Source organism: Soonwooa buanensis (assembly GCF_900167905.1).
GTDB classification, from domain to species: domain Bacteria; phylum Bacteroidota; class Bacteroidia; order Flavobacteriales; family Weeksellaceae; genus Soonwooa; species Soonwooa buanensis.
Genome location: NZ_FUYZ01000003.1, coordinates 185,977 through 211,760, shown reverse-complemented (window position 1 = coordinate 211,760; position 25,784 = coordinate 185,977). Strand labels below are relative to the sequence as shown.

Sequence of the window (25,784 nt, the reverse complement as noted above, 5' to 3'; positions counted from 1 at the left end):
TTAAAACTTCTTATCTGTTAGTCATTGCAACGTAATCTCTTACACCTGCACCTTGATATACTTGTCTTGGACGACCGATTGGGTCACCGTGAAGTCTCATTTCTTTCCATTGAGAAATCCATCCTGGAAGTCTTCCTAATGCAAACATTACTGTAAACATTTCTGTAGGAATTCCTAATGCTCTGTAGATAATTCCTGAATAGAAATCTACGTTTGGATATAATTTTTTAGATACGAAGTAATCGTCTTCTAACGCTACTTTCTCTAATTGCATCGCAATATCTAAAGCTTTATCTTGGATTCCTAATGCGTTAAGGATATCATCAGCCGCTTTTTTGATGATTTTTGCTCTTGGATCGAAGTTTTTGTAAACTCTGTGTCCGAAGCCCATCAAACGGAAATTATCTTCTTTGTTTTTCGCTTTTTCTACCCATTTGTTAACATCTCCACCATCAGCTTCGATCATTTCTAGCATTTCGATTACTGCTTGGTTTGCACCACCGTGAAGTGGACCCCAAAGTGCAGAAACACCTGCAGAAATAGAAGCGAATAATCCTGTGTGTGCAGAACCTACCATTCTTACAGTAGATGTAGAACAGTTTTGCTCGTGGTCAGCGTGAAGAATTAACAATTTATCTAAAGCGTTAACAACAACTGGATCCATTACAAACTCTTCATTTGGTAATCTGAAAGCCATTCTGTAGAAATTCTCTACATAGCTTAAGCTGTTATCGCCGTGGTTGATTGGCAAACCTTGTGTTTTTCTATAAGTCCAAGCACAAAGGTGAGAGAATTTAGCAAGCATTAATTCTGCTGCGTGATCCATTTCTTCTTTAGAGTTTACATTTACAGCTTTCGGGTTGAATGCCGTTAACGCTGAAGTAAGAGAAGAAAGAACTCCCATCGGGTGAGCAGAACGAGGGAAAACGTCTAGAATTTTCTTCATTTCGTCTGCTACGAAGTTGTATTTTTTGATATTATTATCGAAAGAAGTGAACTGATTTTCAGTTGGCAATTCACCGTGAAGTAATAAATACATTACTTCTGTAAAGTTCGATTTTTCTGCGATTTGCTCAATAGGATAACCTCTATAGTACAATTCACCTTTATCACCGTCTAGGTAAGTGATGTCACTAAGCGTAGCTCCTGTATTTTTGTATCCTAAATCTAAAGTGATAAGACCTGTTTGATCTCTTAGTTTTGAAATATCAATCCCTCTATCACCTAAAGTGCTGTCAACGATTGGATATTCATAAGAATTACCATCGTAATTCAGTATAACTTTATTATCTGACATTATTATATAATTTTGGTTTAAATATACATAAAATAGAGCGAACAGCGAAAGTTCGCTCATTTAAAATTTTGTTAAAATTTATTATCTTTTTACTTTGAAAGCGTCCATTCCTGGGAAAATAGCTGTTTCGCCCAAAGCTTCTTCAATTCTAATTAATTGATTGTATTTCGCCATTCTATCTGAACGAGAAGCAGAACCTGTTTTAATTTGACCGCAATTCATAGCAACTGCAAGATCAGCAATTGTTGCATCTTCAGTTTCACCAGATCTGTGAGACATTACTGAAGTATATTTGTTGTTCTGAGCCATTTGTACCGCCGCCATAGTTTCAGAAAGAGAACCAATTTGGTTAACTTTTACTAAGATTGAATTAGCTGTATCTTCTTTAATACCTCTTGCTAAACGCTCAACATTAGTTACGAATAAATCATCACCCACTAATTGAACTCTATCACCGATTTTGTCAGTTAACATTTTCCAACCAGTCCAGTCATCCTCATGCATACCATCTTCAATAGAAATAATTGGATATTTCGCACAAAGCTCAGCCAAATAAGAAACTTGCTCTTCTCTGCTTCTGTGAGCTCCTTTATCCCCTTCAAATTTTCTGTAATCGTAAGTTCCATCTACATAAAACTCAGAAGAAGCACAATCTAAAGCCAACATCACATCGTCTCCTGGCTTGTAACCAGCTTTTTCAATTGCTTGTAATAAAGTATCTAAAGCATCTTCTGTTCCGTTGAACGTTGGCGCAAAACCACCTTCGTCACCAACAGCTGTAGAAAGATTTCTTCCTTTTAAAATTGATTTTAATGAATGGAAAATTTCTGTTCCTTTTCTTAATGAATCAGAGAAAGACTCAGCTTTCACTGGCATAATCATAAACTCTTGGAATGCAATAGGCGCATCTGAGTGAGAACCTCCATTAATTACATTCATCATAGGAACTGGAAGTGTGTTAGCATTTACACCGCCAATATATTTGTAAAGTGGCATTTTTAATTCGTTGGCTGCTGCTTTAGCTGCTGCCAAAGACACACCAAGAATCGCGTTAGCGCCTAGATTTCCTTTATTGTTAGTACCATCAAGATCAATCATTATTTGATCCAATAGATTTTGCTCAAAAACTGGAAGACCAATTAATTCTGGAGCAATAATTTCTTTTACATTTTCTACGGCTTTAAGAACACCTTTTCCTAAATATAGGCTACCACCGTCTCTTAACTCAACAGCTTCGTGCTCACCAGTCGAAGCACCAGAAGGTACTGCAGCACGTCCCATAGCACCGTTTTCTGTAAATACATCAACCTCCACTGTCGGATTACCTCTAGAGTCTAAAATTTGTCTAGCATCGATAAAAGAAATGTAACTCATTTTTAAATTTTAATTTGATTTAATATTCATTCTTAAATGTTTACAAAAATAATCAATTGAATTGATATTTAATAGAAACCTGTTTAATATTTGATAGAATTATTAAAAGCTTTTAATAGTAAAAATAAAAAACCTTAAACACATGATTAAGAAAAAGAAAAAAAACTCAAAATAAAATGTATAATGCCTAAAAATATCCATATATTTATTCATATTTTTGTCCAAATAAGAAAGATACTTATTTAATAAGTAAGTTTAATTTAGTATTTTGCATTCAAAAGAGAATGAAGATGAATTTTGAAAATATCATTTTAGAGAAAAAAGAAAAAATTGCGGTTATCACAATTAACAGACCACAAAGTCTAAACGCCCTAAACAAACCTGTATTTACAGAGCTTTCAACGGCTTTGGATAGTATTGCAAATGACAAAGAAGTTAGAGCTGTCATCTTAACAGGTTCTGGAGAAAAGGCTTTTGTTGCTGGCGCTGACATTAAGGAATTTATGGATTTTGATGTTGTACAAGCAGAGGCTTTGGCAAGAGATAACCAAGAAATGATTTTTAACAAAATTGAAAACTTTAACAAACCTGTTATTGCAGCTGTTAACGGTTTTGCCTTGGGTGGTGGTCTAGAGTTAGCAATGGCGTGTCATATTCGTTATGCATCCGACAATGCAAAACTTGGGCTACCAGAAGTAACTTTAGGATTAATCCCTGGTTATGGAGGAACACAACGCCTTCCAAAATTGGTAGGAAAAGGAATAGCTAATGAAATGATTTTCACAGCGAAAATGGTATCTGCGCAACGCGCGAAAGAAATTGGTTTGGTTAACGAGGTCTATTCTCAAGAAGAACTTTTAGCCAAAACAACTGAGCTTGCAGAGACTATTGCTAAAAACTCGCCAATGGCTATTGAGAAAGCGATACAAGCTGTTAATAAGTCAGATGATGCACAAGTAGGCTTTGAGCAAGAAATAAAAAGCTTTGGAGAATTGTTTGGTTTAGAAGATAAAAAAGAAGGTGTTGATGCATTTTTAGAAAAGAGAAAACCAAATTTCTAAAATGACGGACTTTAATAAATTCGATGTTGCTTATCTGAAAATGGCTCTTGAATGGAGTAGCCTTTCTTACTGCAAAAGAAAACAGGTCGGTGCGTTGATAGTAAAAGATAGAATGATTATATCCGATGGTTACAATGGAACGCCATCGGGTTTTGAAAATAATTGCGAAGACGAATCAGGAAAAACGCATTGGTATGTGCTACATGCAGAAGCCAACGCCATCCTAAAATTATCGTCTAGCACACAGTCTGCAAAAGGAGCAACATTATATTTAACAATGTCGCCTTGTAAAGAATGCAGCAAATTGATATTACAATCTGGTATTACCAAAGTGGTGTATACTAGTGATTATTCAGATAACTCTGGATTAGATTTTTTAATTAGCGCTGGAATAGAAACTTTAAAAATAAGTGAACAAAAACTCTATGAGAATTAACAAAAACAATAACTAAAACACAACACAAAAACACAAACGATGAACTGGTCCGAAAAAATAAGTGACTTTTCAAATTATTTAAAATTTGAAAAGAACTTTTCCGATAATACACTTGATGCTTATGTACGAGATATTAAAAAGCTTCAAGAGTACGCTATGACAGAATTAGAAGGCATTTCTCCATTAGAAATAAGCTTCGAAAATCTACAAGAATTCATTTATCAACTTTCTAAAAAGAAAATTAGCGAGCGATCGCAAGCGCGTTGGATATCTTCTATAAAAGCATTTTTTAAATATTTGGTTGAAGACGAAATCCGTGAGGACAATCCAGCCACATTGCTAGAAGGTCCAAAGTTGGGATTATGTCTTCCTGATACTTTAAGTATTGAAGATATCGAGCGTATCATAAAGTGTATTGACCTAAGTAACGATCTTGGTCAACGCAACCGTTGTATTCTCGAGGTTCTTTACGCTTGCGGATTACGAGTTTCGGAATTGATTGATCTTAAAATATCAAACATCAATTTTAAAGAACATTATCTAAAAGTAGAAGGTAAAGGTGGAAAAGTGAGATTAGTTCCTTTAGCAGAATACACCTCGGAGATTATTTTATCCTACATTAGCGACACGCGTGCTAAAGGTAAAATAAACAAAAAATATGAAGATATATTATTTTTAAATTCTCGAGGTGCAAATATGTCTCGCGTGATTGTATTCTTAATAATTAAAGAATTAACAGATCGTGCAGGTGTCAACAAGAACATTTCGCCGCACACTTTTAGACATTCTTTTGCGACACATTTGTTACAGAATGGTGCAGATCTCCGCTACATCCAAGAAATGCTTGGGCACAGCAGTATTACAACTACCGAAATCTACACGCATCTAAAAACCGAAGAATTGCGAGATGTTATTCTCAATTATCACCCAAGAAATCAAGCTTAAAAAAATATGAATCAACTACAATATTGTCCAAAATGTGGAAATAAATCTCTTAATTGGGATGGCGAAAAAAAATGGAGTTGTGGACAATGCGACTATACAATGTATCATAATTGTGCTGGTGCAGTCGCAGTTGTTATCCGTTGCGGAGAAGAAATCTTTTTAACCAAGAGAAATCAAAATCCTGCAATTGGAAAAATGGATCTTAGCGGTGGTTTTGTTGATCCAAAAGAATCTGCTGAAGAAACTTGTCGTCGAGAATTAAAAGAAGAATTAAATATTGACATCGATATTTCTAAACTTAAATATCTTACAAGTGCACCAAATGTCTATCATTACAAAGACATTGATTACAACACTTTGGATCTATTTTATGAATATGAAGTTTCGGAAAAATTTGTTCCAGAATTGGAAGAGCATGAAGTTTCGGATTTCGTTTGGATTAAAAAAGAAGACATCAACTTGGACGACATCGCATTTGATTCCCAAAGAAATTTCTTCAAAACATATTAACTACAAAAAACAAGAAAGCCTCGCAAATTGCAAGGCTTTCTTTATTTAAAATAACATCAATATTAGATTTGAGGGCCGCTAGCAACTAATGCTTTAGCTTCGTCGTTATCTGTATATTGTTCAAAATTCTTAATGTATTTAGCAGCCAATTCTTTAGCTTTTGCTTCCCATTCTGCTGCATCAGCATAAGTGTCACGTGGATCAAGGATTCCTTCTGATACGTTTGGTAACGCCGTTGGGAATTCAAGATTCATTACAGGAACAGTGTTAGTTTCTGCTTTATCTATAGAACCATCGATGATTGCATCGATAATTGCTCTCGTATCTTTAAGAGAAATTCTCTTACCAGTACCATTCCATCCAGTGTTAACTAAGTAAGCTTTAGCACCGTGCTCTTTCATTTTACCAATTAATGTATGAGAATACATTGTTGGGTGTAATGATAAGAACGCCTCACCAAATGCTGGAGAGAAAGATGGCGTAGGCTCTGTAATACCTCTTTCTGTACCTGCAAGTTTTGATGTATAACCGCAAAGGAAGTGGTATTGTGCTTGATCATCTGTTAAGATAGATACTGGAGGCAACACACCGAAAGCATCAGCAGAAAGATAAATGATCTTTTTAGCATGACCAGCTTTTGAAGGTAAAACGATTTTGTTGATATGATAGATTGGGTAAGAAACTCTCGTATTCTCAGTAACAGATCCGTCAGCAAAGTCAACTTCTCCATTATCTTTAACCACAACGTTTTCTAACAAAGCATCTCTTCTGATAGCACCATAGATGTCTGGTTCTTTCTCAGCAGAAAGGTCGATAACTTTCGCATAACAACCACCTTCGTAGTTGAATACACCATTGTTATCCCATCCGTGCTCGTCATCACCAATTAGGTAACGCTTAGGATCTGCAGAAAGTGTAGTTTTACCAGTACCTGATAATCCGAAGAATACAGCAACATCACCAGCTTCGCCAACGTTAGCAGAACAGTGCATAGAAGCCATACCTTTTAGAGGTAAATAGTAGTTCATCATTGCGAACATACCTTTCTTCATTTCACCACCATACCAAGTACCACCGATGATTTGCATTTTCTTAGTTAAATCGAACATTACGAAAACCTCAGAGTTAAGTCCGTGGTCTTTCCAGTTCGGGTTAACAGTCTCAGCTGAATTGATAACTAAGAAATCTGGCTCTCCGTATTGATCTAGCTCATAATGAGAAGGACGGATAAACATATTAGTTACAAAATGCGCTTGCCACGCTACTTTAGTTACGAATCTAACTTTAAGACGAGTGTCTGGGTTAGTACCGCAGAATGTATCAACAACATACAATTTGCTCCCCGACATATCTTTTTGTACAAGACCTAGTAATTCGTCAAAAATTGCCGTCGTTGTTGGTCTGTTGATGTTACCATCCCACCAGATTGTATTTTCTGAAGCAGCATCTTTTACAATGTAACGATCTTTTGGCGATCTTCCCGTAAAAATACCTGTTTGCACAGATACTGCACCAGTTGTAGTTAAAGTTCCTTTAGCAAATCCTTCGTTATTAGGATTCATTTCTTCTTGAAAAATTGTTTCGTAAGAAGGATTGTAAAGTATCTCTGCGTCAGTTGTGATACCATTACGCTCTAGGTAGCGTTTGATGTGTTCCATAATTTTTACTATATTATTTTGACCTTTTGCAAATTTAAAACGTTAAAGTAAGATTTTTAAAATAAATAAAATGACAATAGTCAGTTTTCAAAAAAATTAATTAAAAATTACGAATATACCATTTCATTCCATGGTATTATTGTTTCAAAACCTTTTTTGGAAAAGTATTTTTCGTAATCCTCAAATCGTGAAGTTAACACAAAATCGCCTCCCCAAGCCCCCAAAGACTTAATAAAACTAGGACAATCATCAAAAAAACGCTTTTTCGTAGTTTCTAATTCTAAAAACTCCGAAAGCAGATTTTCGTGCTCAATCATCAAATCAGAAAACTCTGAAAGTAGATTTGAGTTTAAAACTTGTTGTGTAATGTTATTAAACTTCGCGATTAAATGTACGGATTTTTCTTTAGAACGATAAAGTCTAATGCCTTCCCTACTATCTTGTTTTTTGTTAAGATGAACAAATATTAAATCCTCCAAAAAATTGGGTTTGAAATCGACTTCTTCATAAGTAGGCAAATTATTTTCAATTTTAAATAAAATCGAATGATTGGCTTTTGCAACGGCAACATCGTAACCACTTCCGCCCAAAGATTTTTCATTTAAAACAAAAGCATCAACGCCAGCCCATTTCGCCAAAGAAGCCATCAAAGTAGAGCTACTTCCCAAACCATAATTGCTAGGAAATTGCAAATCGGATGTGATTTCAATATTTTGATTAGTATCAAATTTTGTCGAGCCAAGCAACTGACAGTTTTTTAAAGTTTTTAAAACAAATTCTGCAGCTTCAGGATTATTAGACTCGAGAACTTGCCAAGATTTGTAATCAATCTTAGTCGTTAACCAAATTTGTCCTTGATGTTTTCCTGTCCAAATAACTAGATGATTGGACTCTTGTTGCTCTCTAAAAAAAAACTCTTGCCCCCAATTGGTTGGTACAGCAAGAGCTTTGGCGCCGTCTAACACGACGTATTCTGAAGTGAGCAATAATTTCCCGCGAGAAAAAATTTGACTCATATTTTTAAATTATAATGCAGAAGAAACAAAAACTTCTGGGTTAATTTTTTTGATAAGACCTTGTAAAGTCTTTCCTGGTCCAACTTCGATAAACATCTCAGCTCCATCTTTAATCATATTTTGTACACTTTGTGTCCATTTAACTGGACCTGTCAATTGTGCAATAAGATTTTTTTGAATTTCCAACGGATCTGAAACTGCAGTCGTCGTAATGTTTTGATAAACCGGAATCGTCGCTTTTCTAAACTTTGTGTTTTCAATAGCTGCCGCCAATCTTTCTTGTGCTGGTTGCATCAAAGGAGAATGGAACGCACCATTAACTGGCAACAACAAAGCTCTTTTAGCTCCAGCTTCTTTCAGTGCAACACAAGCTGCCTCAACCGCCGAAGTTTCACCAGAAATTACCAATTGTCCAGGACAGTTATAATTTGCGGGAACAACGATACCATCAATCGATTGACAAATATCTTCTACAACTTTATCTTCTAAACCTAGAATAGCCGCCATAGAACTTGGATTGATGTCGCAAGCTTCTTGCATAGCTTCTGCTCTTGCAGCCACCAATTTTAGTCCATCCTCAAAAGATAGAACGCCGTTTGCTACCAAAGCCGAAAACTCACCAAGCGAATGTCCTGCCACCATCTGCGCACCAAGAGCATCTGCAGCTTTAACACCAGCAACAGAATGAATAAAAATTGCAGGTTGTGTTACTTTAGTTTTTTTAAGATCTTCATCCGTTCCTGCGAACATGATGTTAAGAATATCGAAACCAAGAATCTCATTTGCAGAATCCATCAAATCTTTGATGTCTCTACGGGCGTCATACAGCTCCTTACCCATCCCAACATATTGAGACCCTTGTCCAGGGAATACAAGTGCTTTCATATATATTAACTCTTTCCTATATTAATTATTAAGGCACCAATCTTACCACTCTGTAACCTGTGTTAATGTAAGCACCGTTTGGTTTTGCTCGAGTAAATTCGAACTTTGTTGCTAATTGCGTTTGCGATTTATTAATTTGTTTAAAAATCTCGCCTTTTTTATTTTCACGAGACAACATATCATTAACCACGTCAAATCCTACAACAGCGTAGCGACTTGGCGTTTTGCAATATTTAGTTTTATAATCTTTAAGAACTTCCTTCTCGAAAGAACCTTCTGTATTAATTTTTTTATCCATCAAATACACCAAACTCGATTGTGATAAGTCATCCATCTTTTTCTCAAAGATTGAATTATAAAACATGCTAAATGCTTTGTTGCCTGTAACTTCTTTTGACAAGGCAATCAATCGATTTGCGAAAGCCGTCCCAACATTATCGTCATCATTTGCCAATACCGCAATAACTGGCGCAGATTGGCCTGTCATCATATTTTGGTCTGCTTTTATATCGTTAGCAGAATTTACAATAATAACTTCTGGCTTCTTTAGAGATTTTTCTAAACCTACTTTCAATGCATTGGCATTTGCTTTAGAATCATCAGCTACAATGTATATTTTTTGATCGGAGTAAACTTGCCCAACTTCTTTTACAATCTTTTCAATGTAAGCATCTTGGTTAGTTTCTGCAATTATTAAATTACTGTAATCATATAAGTCTTCCGAATTAGCAAAAGGCGCTACAACAGGGATTTTTTTATTTTTTACAAATTCTAAAACCTCTAAAACACTGGTTTTAAAAAAAGGACCAATTATCAAATCTGTATTATCTTGATTAATCTGTGAAACGCTATTTTTAAACGTATTCTCATTACCAGCATCGATAACTTTGATGTCAAGATTCATCCCACTAGCAACGTTACGCTCGATCGCCAACTTAGCACCAGTCATAAAGTCTAACGCCATCGATCTGTACTTACTATCATTAGCATCAAAACCAAATGGCAACATCATAACAACGTTAAGAGCATCACCATTTTTCTTGCTGTACATAGGATCTAGTTTTTTAATTTTTAAAACCATTCCTGCACGAAGACCATTAATTAAATCTGGATTAAGCGCCAACAATTCGCTTAGATCAACATTAAAACGATTCGTAATTCCGAAAACCGTATCACCACTTTTTACTGTGTAAGTAATAAAATCATCCGAATTGCTCGTTGAATAATTTGTAGAATTAACAGTTGTATTATTGTTGTTTGATGTTGATGTAGTTGTCGTTGTTTTAGTTGGCTTTACATCTTCAATTTCTGTGGTGGTTGTTACGGCATCACCAGCAATTAGAATTTGCTCACCCACTTTCAGACCTTTATCTTCAAGACCAGGATTTAAAGCAAACAATTGTTTTTGAGTGATGTTAAATTCTCTCGAAATTTTATAGTAATTGTCTTTTTCTTTTACAGTATATAAATTTTTTGACTCAACAGTTGCTATCTTAGTAGGCTGTGTTGTAGTAGTGGTTGTCGTTGTTGTACTTGCCACAACTTCTGTACTTTCAGCATATTTTTTTATACTTTCCAAAGGAAGAATAACCTGATCACCTATTTTCATGTGAGAATCTAAATCAGGATTTAGCTTTCTAAGATCAGCCTCCGAGATATGATATTGTTTTGTAATACCATAAATCGTTTGTTTCGGTTGCAGAATAATCGCTCCCGTTTTCGCAGTCGAAGTCGTTGTTGTAACTTTTGGTGTCGTCGTAGTTGTCACAACTTTTCCAGATTTTGAAACCTTTAACACATCACCAATACCAAGTGCACCATCTTTAACTTGAGGGTTAAGTTGGTACAATTCGGCTACAGTTAGCCCGTACTTTTTGGCAATACCATAAGGCGTTTCTTTAGGTTCAACCTTGTGAGTTGCCTGTGCACTTGCTGTTAAAACTGTTGCTAACGCTGATAAAACAAAGAATTTCTTAATCATCTGGAAATTTATATTTACAAAAATAAGGCTTTCAAATTAAATGTGAAATGATCAATTCTGATTTTTCGACATTCATCATATCGTAACAAGATTTTAGCCAATCTCGGCCAGCATCGGCATAAAAAACAGAAAAATTAAACTGTCGTTCTTGCCAAATTCCGCCAGGATGGACTTTTAAAAACAAATCTTCATATTGTTTTAGCTTTTCGCCTTGTTTGATCCGCTCTGCACGCAACAATCTTTTTTGCATTCTTTTAAAGGATTTTAGTTGTCGCGTTTCTTCGGCGTCAACAAGGTTTTTAAAACTAATATCTGTCAAACCAGCTTCGTCTTTTAACACAGAAAAACGTTTCTTTAAATTTTCTTCTTGTTGAATTAAAAGTTCATGAAGCGGATGATTTTCCACCAAATGTTTTTTAATAATAACCGAAAAGTCATCAAAAAATTCTGCAATTGTCAAATTTAATTTTTCAATTTTCTTAAATGTTTTTTCATTTAAAAATAAAAGAGAATTTCGAGGAATTAAAATAGGAAACGGCAGTTCTACAGAATTAAAAAAATCTGGAAGCTCCAACCAATACATGATTTCGGCGTTACCACCAACATAAGCCAAATTCGGCAAAATGCTTTCCTGATAAGCTGGGCGAAGCACCGCATTTGGACTAAATTTTTCGGGGAAATTATTTAATTCTTCTAAAATCTCTTCTTCAGAAAAACTAATGTCTGTGTCCAAAACCTTGTAAATACCATCGATTTTTTCAATACGATTACGTGTTTCCGACAAATAGAAAAGATTTATTTCGCGTGGATTAACTTGGACTTTATGGTATTTTTGTTCGAGAAGTTGACGTTTTTCTGCTGTGGTTTTAAAAAGTTGTTCGTTTAATAATTCCTTTTTAAAAGTAGGAATCATCAACGTTTTAAGATCTTTATCATCACCATCCAACATTAATAAGCCATAATCTGCAAAAAGATTTTGCCCAATAATTCGGATTGCTTCGGCAAAAGTATTTCCGACTTTATAAGCTTCTTTCATCATCAGAATAAGCTCTGTCCCGAAAACATAATCTTTAAACTCCTTCTCAAACTCAGAAATAAAAAATTGATCTTCAACTTTTATACGACCAACTGCACCACCTTGTTTGGCTTTAGTTTGATAAAAATGATTTTCGGTCTTGAAATGGTCAATCTCATCAAAATCATGATCTTCAGTAGCCATCCAAAAAATCGGAACGAAATTTTTAGTTGGAAATTTTTCTTTTAAAAAATTCGCAGTTTTTATCGTTTGCAAAATTTTATAAATGAAAAAAACAGGTCCCGTAAAAAGGTTAAGTTGATGTCCTGTCGTTATCGTAAATGTCTCTTCATCCTTCAAAAGATCCAGATTCTGTTTTTGCAAATCTGTCAATTTAGAAGATTGCAACTGCTTCGATAGACTTGTATATAAAACCTCGCGATTAGCTTTTGGAAAAGACTTTTGCTTTAATTCTATTTGTTTTGAAATATTATCAAGACTAAAAATCTTGTCACCAGCAAAGCCCAAATCATCATTAAGAAAATCCTTGATGAGTTGAGGTATATTTTTGATATGATTAAAAGCTATATTCATCACACCAAAATTAACTAAATAAGTACCAAACAATCCCTAAGTTAAGACGAAAATCATAAATCGGAAAATATGGCGCTGTATAAGATTTGTTCTGTAAAAATGTCGTGTTAAAATGTTGCGCTTCGATGTAGAAGAACATTCTTTTAACTTTTAGATTGAAGTAAGCATCAGCAATTGGTTGTCCTCCGATAGAATAAGCTTTGTCATTCGGCAACATAAATTCGTTAAGAATCGGCGAGTAATCTCGCGATGCAAACTTTGTAAAATAATACATTTTGATACCCGCTTGGATTTCCGCTGCATCTTTGAAAGCTTTGGTTTGATAAAACAAATTTGCTCGTCCAATAAAGCTTGGCATCGGATAATAATCTTTTCCCGAAATGGCATTTTGAAAATGTAGACGACCATTAAGGTTAAACTTCCCATAACGCAAAGTCGCTTCACCGCCAACTTGTGTGATGTTGAGTGCATCGCTGGCTTGTAAAGACTGTCCTTGATTATTAAAATAAGCGTAATTATCAACACGTACCAAATTGAGATAAACATTAGCATCAAACCACTTTAGTCGTAGTTTTGCACCAAGCTCTGTCACACTTTGATTTTTTGGATCACTCAGATAATAGTTGTAGCTCGCGTAGTTGGAACTATTAAGGATGTTATTAAAACTCGGTGTCGCGCTTTGAAAATTAAAATGCGCATCGACAAAGTAATCTTTAAAAGGTTCGAACTCAACTAAATTTGTCGTTTTAAGAAAGGTTCCGAATGTATTACCATTAGAAAATTCAAGATAAGATTTGAGTTGAAAGCGATTCCAAAGTTTAATTTGAAGATTCCCTAAAGCTCCGAATCTATTTTCTTTTAATTTACCAGGAATTCCTAAAGAATCTGATGGGTAAAGGTTTCCGAAAGTTATATTCTGATGACGAACGCCTGCATCTAGCTTAAAATTCTCTTTGTCCCAAACCAAACTAAATGTATTACTAAGATTATCCGAATATTTTTTAGAATTTAAACTGTATCCTTTAATGACATTTTTACTAAAAAAATCATCTGCAACCGTTTGATTAAAATAATACTTGTTGCCTTGATGCGAAATGGTGTGACGCAATTTGAATGGATACTTTTCTGAATCCAAAGGCGCAAACTCATGGCTAAAATAATAGCGACGATAGTAAAGTCTCGATGTAACACCCTCTAAATTTGTTTCTAAATTTTGTCGGTTTTTAAAACGAGAATCACCACTCAAAAAGACACTTAGATCAGCAATACCGCCATTCTCTTCGTTGTTTACATTTTGATGGATGTAATGTGCAAAAGCTTCGTACTTTTTATTTTTAGAAATATAATGTCCCGAAAAAATTGTATTGTTAGAAGCCGCCAAACTGTTTCTGTACAAGCCTTGCGAACGAAGTCCCATGTACTCTATCGCAAAATTGAAATTCTTACCAACATTTTGCGTGTAAGTAGATTGCAAAGCCGCACCGTTCTTCATCGAATTATGATAAATAAACGTCGCAGTAGGCGTTTTGACATCATAATACTTGATATCGTCCGCACCGAGAATAAAAAAGGATTTATTGGTTGGTAAAACGGACAAATTTTGCTCTTTATTGGTTTCAAAAATTAAAGGTTGAAATCCTGAGCCAATATTGGAAAACTGAATTTTACCAAAATTATCACGGTTGTTAAATTGCGTGAATTCGTAAGAACGCGAAATAGAAAAACTTGTATCAAACAGCTTCTTTTGCGAGAATTGGGTTTGATACAAGTAATCGTTAATTGTAGGTTTAAAAATTTCGAGAGAATCGGACTTCCCCGAAACCACAACCAAAGTATCTTCACTTTTTCTAGTTTCGTCCTTTGTCGTAACAATCTGCGCTGACAAAAGCTGAACGCCGAAAAGTAATATTAAAAGAATGTATTTCATTCGTAAATTTTGAAATACAAAAATAAAGGTTTTTTATGAATTAGTTTTGATTAATAAACTCAACTAATTTTATTAAGTCAGCTTCCTTTGAAAGATTGATCTTATTAGACTTGACGAAGTCAGAGATTTTCTCTTTATTGTCTAAAGGAAGACTGACAAAGTCTTTCATATTTTTAGGAATTTTATAATAAGAATTATTTGAATAGATTAAATAAACATCTTTCTCTTTTGCGTAATAGTCATTAGCATCTTTACCATAAGCATTTGGACTTTTTTCTCCTTTTAGCAACTCAACTTTTTCACGTTTATATAATTTAGTTTTTGTGCCATCTTGTAAAAGTACTAAGTATCCCAACTTACTTTTATCGTCAATACGATAATTAAGACAGACATAAGTCTTTTTGAGATCAGGAAAATTAATTTTCAATCCTTCCTCTTTATTTGCGAAAAACGTCTCGTTATTTTGAGAGAACTCCATTTCATCTTCATATGCATTATAACGCAAGGGTTGAACATCTTTACTATAATTAGCAATTATAACTTTAGCAAAATCTTTACTTGATGTGTAAGGAGATCCGTCAATGACATAGTCTTTTGATGATGGTCGGTTAGCTCTAGTAAAAAAATTACCTGTCGAAAATGAAACATTCTCGTTACCCGCTTGTGCAAATGTCATTTGTGAAGCAATCATTACAACTGCAAAAAAAATCTTTTTCATAAAAGTAATTTGATTTACAAATATAATCTAAAAAAAATAGCCACCTCAATTGAGATGGCTAAAGTATTTAATATTTCAAAAAAAATTATTTTGAATTATCGTATCCTGGGTTAGGTAATACAGGTGTATTAGCTATATCCGTTTCAGTTCTTGGAATTGGGAACGCAGCATGGTTCGGATCTTTTCCAATAGCAGCTCCTTCCGGTCTTGGAACAGCATCTCCCCATCTTCTTAAGTCCCACTGACGAAGACCTTCCCCTAGAAGTTCTTTCATTCTTTCTTTCTTAAGCATAGATATATCAACAGAAGTAATAGCGTTTGCTTGTTCTTCTCCACTTACCATTACAGGATTTCCAGCAGCATCTAAAACAGGATTTCCATCAGCATCCTTTTTTGCAATAGGTAAAAGTCGATTAGCAATTAGGTTTTTGTAATATTCTAAAGCTTTTGTTGCATCACCACCTTTTAATTCAGCTTCTACAGCATTTAACAAAATCTCTTCATAACGAATCATTTTGATATTATCTGCACCTTGAGGTTGTGTATACTTACCGAAACTACCAGCTGCAGTATTACCAAAAGATAAATATCTTTGACCACCATTAGCTGTAATTAATGTTTTTCTTGCATCATTATCAGCATACAAGTTTGCAGTACTAGCATTAACTACAATATTACCATATCCGTAAGGATTAAGTCTATGTCTATAAGATGATGTAGACAATGATGCATTAAGTCCTACTGCTAATTCGAAGATCGAGTTAGGAGCAGCACCATTCATTACGAATCTGAAAGATGTTTGTAAAGTATTTGATGCAACAACTGTATATTTTCCAAGTAAATCATTTGATAATGATCTAACTTTCGCATAATCTCCTTTATATAGATAAAATCTAGACATCATAGCTTTAAGCGCATTAGTAGACAATTCTGTAACACCAGTTTGTCCACCATCCATCAACTCGATTGCTTTAGCAAAATCAGCTTCAATTTGAGCTTCAGTTTGAGCAATTGTTGCTCTTGGTTGTAAAGCTTTAGGATCATATTTAAGAGGTAATACAACTCCTAATCCTGTTCCGTCTGGAATATATTTTTGTCCATAAAGTCTTAATGCATCAAAAAATGCAATTGCTCTTAGACCATAAGCTTGTCCTTGGTAGAATAATGCATCCTCTCTATCCAAATCTGAACCAGATAAAGTCTTTACATCTGTGTTAATAACGATATTTGCCTTAGCAACTAACTCATAAATTTTGTTATATGTATTTGTAGCATAAGGATCGTTTGACAACATCGTATAGTTAAATACATTAGTATAGTAACCACCAGCTAGGTTACTAATCATTTCGTCAGATCTAACTTCACCATAAGCTAGGAAGTCAGCACCATAGTAATATGGACTACGCATTGAAGCATATCCTCCCATTACGAAAGCTTGCATTTCGTTAACAGTTTTAAGAGGTCCTTGCTCTACTTGTTGATGGAATTCTCTTTCTACAAAGTCGTCAGAACAAGATACTGCTCCTAAACCTACAATTAGAGATAAAATTCCTATTTTTATTGTTTTATTCATTTTTTTAATTTTAGAAACTTAGGTTAACACCAAATAAGAAAGATTTTAATACCGGTAAACTTAGGTTAGTATAACCTGATACGTTTACCTCTGGGTCGAACTTCAATCTGTCGTCAAATCTATGTGTCCACGCATTGTTTGCCATAACATAAACTTGAACAGAGTTTAACCCTGATCCATTCAAGAAATCATTATTGAATGTATATGCAAATCTTGCATTTGACAATCTGATAAAATCTGAATCATACAAGAATCTTGTTGATGCAGCATTTGATCTCTTATTACCTCCAATCATTGGTTTTGGATTAGAAGCAGTGGTGTTAGTAGGTGTCCAATAATCTCCGATTACATCACCATAACCTGGGTAGTTTAAGCTATATTGACCATCACTCCATGTATAGGAAGCCCAATCATCATAAATTTTCCCTCCAAATCCGTAAGTAAACTGTAGGTCTAATGAGAAACCTTTGTATGCAATACTTGTATTAGCTCCACCAAATACATTGCTCAAGAAAGAACCTTGTACAGCTTGCTGTGCCTTTGTATAGTCATTTGTTGTTGCTCCATCTACACCATTAACAAACCATAATGGATCGCCATTAGCAGCGTCTACACCAGCCCATTTTCTTAAATAGAATGTACGCACACCTTCTCCTACTCTTAATGTTGTTGTACCTGTATTTACAGTTGCACCGTAAAGTTCTGTAACTTCATTTTTAAGTGTAGAAAGGTTTGCACCGATTGACCAGTTGAATTGATCTCTTGCTCCTCTGAAAATATCAGCATTAACTGAGAATTCAAAACCTTTATTAACCAAGGTACCAACATTGTCAACCATAAAACCTGGTCTTAAAGTTCCGTTATCATTAAGGATAGCACCTTGTGATGGTGATAATGGTACATTATAGATTAAGTCATTTGTTTTCTTGTTATAATATTCAGCTGAGATTTTAATTCTATCTCTTAGTAATCCAATATCTAAACCAACGTTAAATGGGTTAACAGTTTCCCATGATAGGTTTGGATTCAATACATTATAATACTGAGCAGCTGCATAATCATCATAATTGATATCGTAAGCATAAAGCGCATATGGATTTGCTGTAACTTGGTTACCTAATTTACCATAAGAAGCTCTAAACTTAAACATAGAAATTGCTTCCAAATCTTTTACAAAATTGATTCTAGCTAAATCAACTCCTAAACCTGCAGACCAGAAATTACCAGCTTTTTTTCCAGGTAAGAATTGAGAAAGAATATCTCTTCTATACGACGCATCAATTAAAACCATTTTATCATAGTCATAATGCCCCGTTACAGCATAACCATTTCTAGAAGATACAGTTTTAGAACCATCATAACCGTAAGGTACTACAAAGTTATGTAGTGTCTCTAATGTTGGAGTACCTACTGTAATACCTGTAGCAGTTAAGAATTTTCTATCAGACTTATATGCTTCTTGAATCAATGAAGCCCCAACATTATGCACACCAAATTTCTTAGAGAAGTCTAAGATATTTTGCACGTTAAAGTTAAAGAATCTATTAACCGATGTTCTTTGATAACCTCCATAGTTGTATCCATCACCATGTAGTGGATTCCAATATGTATCCTCTTCAACGTTAACATATTCTGGAGAGAAAACCAATCTGTATGTTAAGTAAGGTAATATTTTATATTCTAGATTAACGTTTGCGAATGCTCTAAGAGCACCAGCCTGATTGTAGTTTTTCTCAAGTAGATAACCTGGATTAAATTGGTTATTACTTAATCTTCCTGTTGAAGGATTCCAATACCAAGAACCATCAGCATTTCTAGAAGGATCTGTTGGTCTGTTAAAATATTGTGCTAAAATTGGGTTAGCGAAACCTCCTCCATCAGGTAAAGTTCTCGTTTTTGAATGAGAAATTTGGAAATCAGTACTAATTTTGAATTTATCTGTCGCTTGGTACGTTAACTTTGTAGTATAAGATAATCTTTTGAAGAAAGAGTTCTTAATAATACTGTTTTGATCAAACATGTTAGCAGATGCATAGTAAGTAAACTTATCATTACCACCACTCATGCTAAAATCAGCATTAGACTGAAAACCATCTTTTTTAACGATACTTTCCCAATCTGTACTATAAGGCGATCTAAAAACAGAAGTATATGTAGCATTAATAGCACCATTAGCAATATCCTCAATAGAAAGGTTTTTACCACTAGCATTATTATAGGCATCTCTCACATACTCCTTGTATTCTTGACCTGTCATACCTCTATGACCACTAACAGCTTGTTGATTAAAACCAGTGTTAAATCCTAAATTAAATCTAGGTTTTCCTTTCTTACCAGACTTAGTAGTAATAACAATTACCCCAGCACCAGCATCAGCACCATATACCGCAGTAGAAACAGCATCTTTCAACACTGTAATTGACTCAACATCATCTGGGTTAAGGTTAGCTAAGATGTTAGCTGTAGTATTTGAAGTTGTTAAATCACCATTAGCAACTCTCACACCATCTACGATGTAAATAGGAGACGTCACACCGTTAATAGATGATACACCTCTTACACGTACATTTGCCATACCTCCTGGCTGCCCAGAAGAACTACCAGCTTGTACCCCAGTTACACGACCTTGTAACATTTTATCAACAGAAGCTACTGGCACATCTTCTATAGATTTAGCAGACATTACACTAGCAGAACCTGTCAATTCTTGAACGGTCTTCTTTTGACCAAAACCAACAATTACAACTTCTTCAATCTCTTTTGTAGAAGCTGTATCTTTAGCTTTTTGTTGCGCAAAAACTGCCTGCCCTGTAAAAAACAACACACCAGCAGTTAATACTTTTAATTTTACATTCATATTAACACTATTTAATATTTACCACGGCAAATATGTTAATAATATTTAACATGACCAAATTTTTAACAACTCACACATAAAATGAAAAGCCACCAAATGTGCTATTTGGTGGCTTATTCTATTATTAAAATACTAATTATTTCTTAATCATTTTAGTATTTTCGAAACTTCCATCTGTATATTTAACTTGGATAATATAAGTACCTTTTGTTAAGTTAGACACATTGAAAGTTGCAGCATTTTCTCTCTTAATAGCCTTACCAGCCATGTCAATAACTGTAGCAGTTGCAATTTCTTTAGTAGATTTTAATTCAACTTTATCCCCAACTGGGTTGTTAGCAATAGTCAACTTAGCCTTAGAAGCGTTAACATCATTAACAGCTAAGAACTGTCCCTTGAATTTGTAAATTGCACTTACTGGTCCTGCTGTAAGTTGTGCTTGACTCATCCCCCCCATGTAACCCACAGTCGAGTTGATAAATTGAATTGTACCACCATAAGGAGCTTCTCCTGCCGGGAACTCCATATCTACCCATGTTTGACCTCCATCAACAGAATATGATGCCCCTTCTTGACTAGAACTTACATATACTCCAGTACCTGGAACTGCTCCTACATTTTCACCGTAAAAATTACCAGTAGGGAATATTTCCGTCCAATTAGCTCCACTATCTGTCGTTTTCCACAAGCCCACAACTTCATTATCATTCGTCTGAAGCAATCCGTGAGTTGCATCTGTGAAAGCTAAATTTGCAAAACTACCAGCTGTTGTAACACCTCCAAAGTCAATTGCAGGACTTTGAAATGCTTGCCAAGTTTGACCTTTGTTAGGCGAATACAAAATACGACCAGTGTCTGTACCCATCCAAATATTATTTCCACTTAGGAATCTAATGTGCGTGTAACCAAAGTCACCAGCTGCAGCAGGTGCTGTCGCTACTTTTGCCCAGTTCGTACCTCCATTTGTGGTTTTGTACATTTCGAAAACGCCATTAACAGGGTCACCTACAGCAATACCTTCGTTTGCATCCCAAAAATAAACGATATTGGCAAAAGACTGACCAGTTGTGTTATTAGTATTAAAAGCAGCAGTCGTCTGCTTAGTCCAATTTGCACCACCATTTGTCGTCTTCCACACACCATTTTGCGCCACAGTACCTGATGAAATTAACCATGCTGTATTAGCATCTACAGCAGTAAAATCACCAACAGTACCTGTTCCGATACCTGCTATTTGAATACTTGACCATGTAGCTCCTCCATCAGTAGTTTTAGTAACATAATTTTTCGAATCTGTAGCAGAAGTCAATGCATGATCCGCAAACAACACAGTATTTGCATCAACAACAGACATTGCATAAGGGTAATGTAAAGCTGGTGCTTGTGTTTGCATACCAATCCAACCTGGATTATTTTGAGCAAAAGACATACTAGCCATTGCTAAAGCGCCTAAAGAAAGTAATAATTTTTTCATAATATTAAAATTTATAATTTGTTCTAAAATCAAATATATTGATTATTTGTTAATAATTATTTTAAAAAAAAGTTAAAATATGGGGATTGCTAATTACTAATCCCCTCGAGTTCTATAACTAATATCCTGGATATTGCTTCATATTAGGATTAACATTCATTTCGCGAAGTGGCATCGGAATAACAAACAGCCTACTATCAGGTGTAACACTACAAACAATACTATAGCAATTTGTAGCATTAGAAAAACCAAGGTTGTTTCTCTTCAAATCGAAGTACCTTTGACCTTCTCCAAAAAACTCTTTTCTTCGTTCAGTCAATACATTCTCTAAGTTTGCTGTCGTATATGCTACCGCACCTCTAGAAGTTGCAAAATCATTAAGAACAATTAACGCCTCTGGGTTTCTTCCCAATTTCACAAGTGCCTCCATTTTATTGAGATATGCTTCAGACATACGTAAAACTTTCACATTTTGTGTAAAATTTCCTTTTGACGTTTTAACGATGTACTTTTTTGTCCAAACTCCCTTTGGATTAGTACCTTCGCTTGGTGCTCCTGCTGGCTGAAATAATTTACTTCGGATATCACTAGCAGCAAACGTTTTATAGAAAGTATCTCTAAACAAAAATCTTCGCTTTCCTCCATTATTTGCATAGAAAACAGCTAAAGCAGAATTAACACCTGGATTCTCACTAGGCATCGCATTCATGTTAATTTCCCATACTGTTTCTGGTTGATTCTCACTAATAGCAACATCTTGATTAGTAAAATAATCAACATAATTCTCCTTCTGTACAAAATCAAAACTAGATGAACCGGCGGAGTTAATAACTTCATTAGAATATTGTAATGCTTTTTCGTAATCGCCTGCTTTCCCTCGCGTTAAGTAAACTCTTGACAAAAGCATTCTAGCTGCTGTTGGACTAAGATAGCCTTTGTCTTTAGGCATCTCATTGGTCATTAAGCTAATACCATTTGTTAGATCTTTTATAATTTGATCATAAACTTCCGAAACTGAAGCACGAGGTATCTTCAAATCCGGATTATACCCTCCCAAATTGAGAGGAACTCCCAAATCCTGATTAAGATTTGAAGTTGGATTTGCAGAATAAAAGCTAACTGCATAATAGTAGCCTAAGCCTCTTGCAATCATAGCTTCTCCTTTTAGATTATCTACGTTATCACTAGCTTCTACTGATGTATTGTTGATAACCGCATTCGCTAATGTAATTCCACTATAAAGGACACTTAACATATTAAAATCACCTGAGTCAGCGGACCAGTTCAAAAAGCCTACATTTCTATATGATGCATCATTATTAGTACTAGAAATAAAAACATTATCGGAAATTAAATCGCCAAAAGCTAAAATATCAGCTCCAAATCCACTAACTCCTGAATATTCATCATAAACCCCATTAAGTACTTGTCTCATATCCTGCTCATCTGAAATAGCATTTTCAATAGGAAATTGATCCAAAGGTTTTTCATTAAGGCGATCCTCTGAACATGAGACTGCCAAAAACATCGCTACGGATGCGCTAATTATAAATTTATTAATTTTCATTGTACTTTAATTTTTTAGAAATCAACTGATATTCCGAATGACATACTTTTCATTAATGGTGATGTATAATCATACAAACCTTTACCAACCCAACCGCTACCTCCGGCATTAGAGTTAGATTCTGGATCAAATGTTAGATTTTTATCGAATGTATAAAGCCATAAATTAACTCCTCTTACATAAACGGTAAGATTGTCAATGCCAACAGCTTCTTTAAACATCTTTCCGAAACTATAACTTAATCTTGCCTCTTTTAATCTAATGTGATCTCCATCTCGCATCCATCTAGATGATGGTCCCGAAGCATTTGCGGGGTTATTAAGAAGTTGCTTTGGATTAGATGCATTAGGATTATCAGGAGTCCAGCTATCATATAATGCATCAGTAGTCTGGTTGTTAACAGCAGAACCATCACTTAATACATAACCTTGCCATCTATTATGAACAGAATATTCGAATTGACCAGTAAAGAATGCGCTCAATGACCAATTTTTGTATCTAAACTCCGACTTAATACCACCAGTGTATTTAGGAAATGGTGATTTGCCTTGCCACACTCTTTTTGCTTCTAATCTATTAGTGGTAGTTGCAGTTCTTGTTTCATCTGTATAAAACAAACCTGCACCTGTCGTTTTGTCAACACCAGCCCAAACATATGTGTAATATTCACCTAATAAATGTCCTTGTGCTACAGCTCTCATATTATTACCTGTACCACCATCTAGTCCAATATATGTAGGATCGATCAAATCTTCTACAGTATTCCTATTATATGCAAAATTTGCATCAATTATCCACTTAAATTCTTTATTAAATGGCTTAAATGTCATAGTTGCTTCAACCCCTTTATTCAATATTGTTCCAATATTTTTGAAATATGACCCTGGACCACCAGAAGTAGCTGCCGTTACCATTGAATAAATAGCATCTGTAGTTTTACGTTGATATACATCAACCGATCCACTGATATTATTATTTAAAAGTCCAAAATCCAATCCGACATTATATTGCTTTGATACTTCCCATTTTAATAACTCATTACCTGGCGTTGCGATTGTGGTAGCTGCATCATTAGCATATAATCCTGTTGGTGAAACCAAAGCATATGCGTTATATTGCGGGCCCCATTGGTCAGCATATGGTATATTCCCTAGCTCTCCATAGTTGGCTCTCAAGGTTAATTCATTAATAGACTCTGGAATAAATGACTCTTTTGCAACACTCCATGAACCCGCTACAGACCAGAAATTACCAAATTTTGTATTACCTAAAGTCGAGTTACCATCTCTTCTAATCTGCCCCGCCAAATTATACTTCCCATCGAAAGTATAGTTTAATCTTGAATAGTATGAAATTTGAGTCCACTTTAGCCGTTCCTCCCACGGCTGTAGGTAATTGGTTGCAAATGCAACATAAGGAATTGGCTTTGACAAATGATCTACTTGTGTACCCATAGCATAATATTTATGCTCTTGATACTCAGTTCCTACATAAACTTGAAAATCATGCTTGTCACCGAAAATTTTTCTATAGCTGATTGAACTATTCCAGTTCCAGTCAAAAGTACTTGTTCTACTCTGTAAGATATATCCCCCATAATTCAACCCATCACCAATTCTAGGATCCCAATATTTCTTCTCATCTAGAGCTTGATATTGAACTCCGTATAAAGAATTTAAATACAAGCCTTTAGCCATTTGCCATTCTGCACCCAAAGAGGAAACAAAGGTCTTAATTGACCCAGTCATAAAGTCCATATTCTGAATCGCAACTGGATTGAAGTTTGCGTTTTCATTACCCTTACCTAGGTTGGACTGATTATAATTACCATTCTTATCATAAACAGGGTAAATTGGTGCAATGTACCAGTTTGTCAACCATGGATTTCGATAAGCTCCACCATCATCATAAGTATTTCTTTCAACATTAGTAAAGTTTCCAATATAATTAATATTCAATTTATCTGTAATTCTATGATCGATCGCAGTACTAACACTAACACGATTAAATTTCGAATTAAGAACTAAAGGTTCATTCTCATAATACGATCCTCCTATTCTAAAAGAAGTATTCTCCCCTCCTCCAGTTGCAGAGAAGTTGTAAGTATTTACCGTCGAATTATTTCGTTGTACAGCTTTTTGCCAATTTTCATTAGTATGCCCATCGTAATCCTGATTGTATGAAAACTGTGCAATACCATCTTGTAAATCTGTTGCTACACCAGAATTGACATACATCATACCTCCCCATTGTAGATATTCGGAAGCATTCATATACTTTTGCTTATCATAAGCAATATTCTGTACTGACAAATCACTAGAGAAGTTAAAACGAGTTTTTTGATTAAACTTTCCCCTTTTAGTTGTAATTACAATCACACCATTTGCACCTCTAGCACCGTATAATGCCGTAGCAGAAGCATCTTTTAAAACAGCAACCTTTTCAATAGTATTAGGATCAATACTTGCTAACGGATTCCAAGATTCCATAACCTGGGAGCTATCTGAACCTTTACCAACAATAACACCATCTATTACATAAAGTGGATTAGGAGTACCAATTAAAGACCCAACTCCTCTGATGGTAATCATTGATGTTGATCCAGGATCTCCTCCATTAGTAGAAAAGGTCAGACCAGCAACGCGACCATTCAAAACCTCATCTACAGAAGCCACTGGTGTCGATTCAAAATTGGCTTTAGATACCACACTATAAGATCCTAACTTTACAGCTGGATCTAACTTAACCCCACCCACCAAAACAACTTCTTGTATCTTTGTTTCAGTTGTATCAGATTTCTTTTTTTGTGCAAACATTGAGGCTCCCATAAAGAAAATTGCCCCAGCGCTTAAAACTCGTAGTTTTACGTTCATATTAACACTAATTTGATATTATA

General features: G+C 35.0%; 18 protein-coding genes. 4 read left to right on the top strand and 14 right to left on the bottom strand.

The window, feature by feature from the left end; translation table 11 throughout:
• Positions 1-10: 10 nt before the first annotated feature.
• Together B5X62_RS06260 and eno are read right to left on the bottom strand one after the other, a co-directional pair.
• Positions 11-1,297, bottom strand: a complete 1,287-nt coding sequence (locus B5X62_RS06260) for a citrate synthase (RefSeq protein ID WP_079666553.1) — start codon at positions 1,295-1,297, stop codon at positions 11-13.
• A gap of 81 nt (positions 1,298-1,378) precedes the next feature.
• Positions 1,379-2,671: a phosphopyruvate hydratase gene (gene eno / locus B5X62_RS06255; RefSeq protein WP_079666552.1), complete on the bottom strand. Its 1,293-nt coding sequence runs from the start codon at positions 2,669-2,671 to the stop codon at positions 1,379-1,381.
• A 290-nt stretch (positions 2,672-2,961) separates the two neighbouring features.
• Here eno and B5X62_RS06250 point away from each other — a divergent pair, with 290 nt between their 5' ends.
• The 4 genes from B5X62_RS06250 to B5X62_RS06235 are packed head-to-tail and all read left to right on the top strand — an operon-like array spanning position 2,962 to position 5,623.
• Positions 2,962-3,732 carry an enoyl-CoA hydratase/isomerase family protein gene (locus B5X62_RS06250; protein WP_079666551.1) on the top strand — a complete coding sequence of 257 codons (771 nt, stop codon included), beginning with the start codon at positions 2,962-2,964 and terminating at the stop codon, positions 3,730-3,732.
• A 1-nt stretch (position 3,733) separates the two neighbouring features.
• A complete protein-coding gene (locus B5X62_RS06245; RefSeq protein WP_079666550.1) occupies positions 3,734-4,168 on the top strand; it encodes a deoxycytidylate deaminase in 435 nt (144 codons plus the stop codon).
• A 39-nt stretch (positions 4,169-4,207) separates the two neighbouring features.
• Positions 4,208-5,113 (top strand): site-specific tyrosine recombinase XerD, encoded by a 906-nt coding sequence (xerD, locus tag B5X62_RS06240; RefSeq protein ID WP_079666549.1) that lies wholly within the window; start codon positions 4,208-4,210, stop codon positions 5,111-5,113.
• Between the two features lie 6 nt (positions 5,114-5,119).
• Positions 5,120-5,623: an NUDIX hydrolase gene (locus B5X62_RS06235; protein ID WP_079666548.1), complete on the top strand. Its 504-nt coding sequence runs from the start codon at positions 5,120-5,122 to the stop codon at positions 5,621-5,623.
• Between the two features lie 62 nt (positions 5,624-5,685).
• Here B5X62_RS06235 and pckA read toward each other — a convergent pair whose 3' ends face one another.
• The 12 genes from pckA to B5X62_RS06175 all read right to left on the bottom strand — a co-directional run bounded on the left by pckA (position 5,686) and on the right by B5X62_RS06175 (position 25,761).
• Complete coding sequence (gene pckA, locus B5X62_RS06230) at positions 5,686-7,281, bottom strand: phosphoenolpyruvate carboxykinase (ATP) (RefSeq protein WP_079666547.1); 1,596 nt, start codon at positions 7,279-7,281, stop codon at positions 5,686-5,688.
• A gap of 107 nt (positions 7,282-7,388) precedes the next feature.
• Positions 7,389-8,297, bottom strand: a complete 909-nt coding sequence (locus tag B5X62_RS06225; RefSeq protein ID WP_079666546.1) for a GYDIA family GHMP kinase — start codon at positions 8,295-8,297, stop codon at positions 7,389-7,391.
• A 9-nt stretch (positions 8,298-8,306) separates the two neighbouring features.
• A complete protein-coding gene (gene fabD / locus B5X62_RS06220; protein WP_079666545.1) occupies positions 8,307-9,182 on the bottom strand; it encodes an ACP S-malonyltransferase in 876 nt (291 codons plus the stop codon).
• Between the two features lie 28 nt (positions 9,183-9,210).
• Positions 9,211-11,163 carry a LysM peptidoglycan-binding domain-containing protein gene (locus tag B5X62_RS06215; RefSeq protein ID WP_079666544.1) on the bottom strand — a complete coding sequence of 651 codons (1,953 nt, stop codon included), beginning with the start codon at positions 11,161-11,163 and terminating at the stop codon, positions 9,211-9,213.
• Positions 11,164-11,194: 31 nt separating this feature from the next.
• Entirely contained in the window at positions 11,195-12,772 is a 1,578-nt protein-coding gene (gene bshC, locus B5X62_RS06210; RefSeq protein ID WP_079666718.1) for a bacillithiol biosynthesis cysteine-adding enzyme BshC, read from the bottom strand.
• A 10-nt stretch (positions 12,773-12,782) separates the two neighbouring features.
• The gene (locus tag B5X62_RS06205) at positions 12,783-14,699 is read right to left on the bottom strand and encodes a putative porin (RefSeq protein WP_079666543.1); all 1,917 of its coding nucleotides are present in this window, start codon (positions 14,697-14,699) and stop codon (positions 12,783-12,785) included.
• Between the two features lie 40 nt (positions 14,700-14,739).
• Complete coding sequence (locus B5X62_RS06200; RefSeq protein WP_079666542.1) at positions 14,740-15,417, bottom strand: hypothetical protein; 678 nt, start codon at positions 15,415-15,417, stop codon at positions 14,740-14,742.
• An 85-nt stretch (positions 15,418-15,502) separates the two neighbouring features.
• Positions 15,503-16,990, bottom strand: coding sequence for a RagB/SusD family nutrient uptake outer membrane protein (locus B5X62_RS06195; protein ID WP_079666541.1), 1,488 nt, complete (start codon positions 16,988-16,990; stop codon positions 15,503-15,505).
• Positions 16,991-17,000: 10 nt separating this feature from the next.
• On the bottom strand, positions 17,001-19,847 hold the full coding sequence (locus tag B5X62_RS06190) for a SusC/RagA family TonB-linked outer membrane protein (RefSeq protein WP_079666540.1): 2,847 nt from the start codon (positions 19,845-19,847) through the stop codon (positions 17,001-17,003).
• Between the two features lie 136 nt (positions 19,848-19,983).
• Positions 19,984-21,321: a T9SS type A sorting domain-containing protein gene (locus B5X62_RS06185; RefSeq protein WP_144038312.1), complete on the bottom strand. Its 1,338-nt coding sequence runs from the start codon at positions 21,319-21,321 to the stop codon at positions 19,984-19,986.
• Positions 21,322-21,439: 118 nt separating this feature from the next.
• Positions 21,440-22,849 (bottom strand): RagB/SusD family nutrient uptake outer membrane protein, encoded by a 1,410-nt coding sequence (locus tag B5X62_RS06180; RefSeq protein ID WP_159447633.1) that lies wholly within the window; start codon positions 22,847-22,849, stop codon positions 21,440-21,442.
• Positions 22,850-22,902: 53 nt separating this feature from the next.
• Positions 22,903-25,761, bottom strand: coding sequence for a SusC/RagA family TonB-linked outer membrane protein (locus B5X62_RS06175; RefSeq protein WP_079666537.1), 2,859 nt, complete (start codon positions 25,759-25,761; stop codon positions 22,903-22,905).
• Positions 25,762-25,784: the final 23 nt, after the last annotated feature.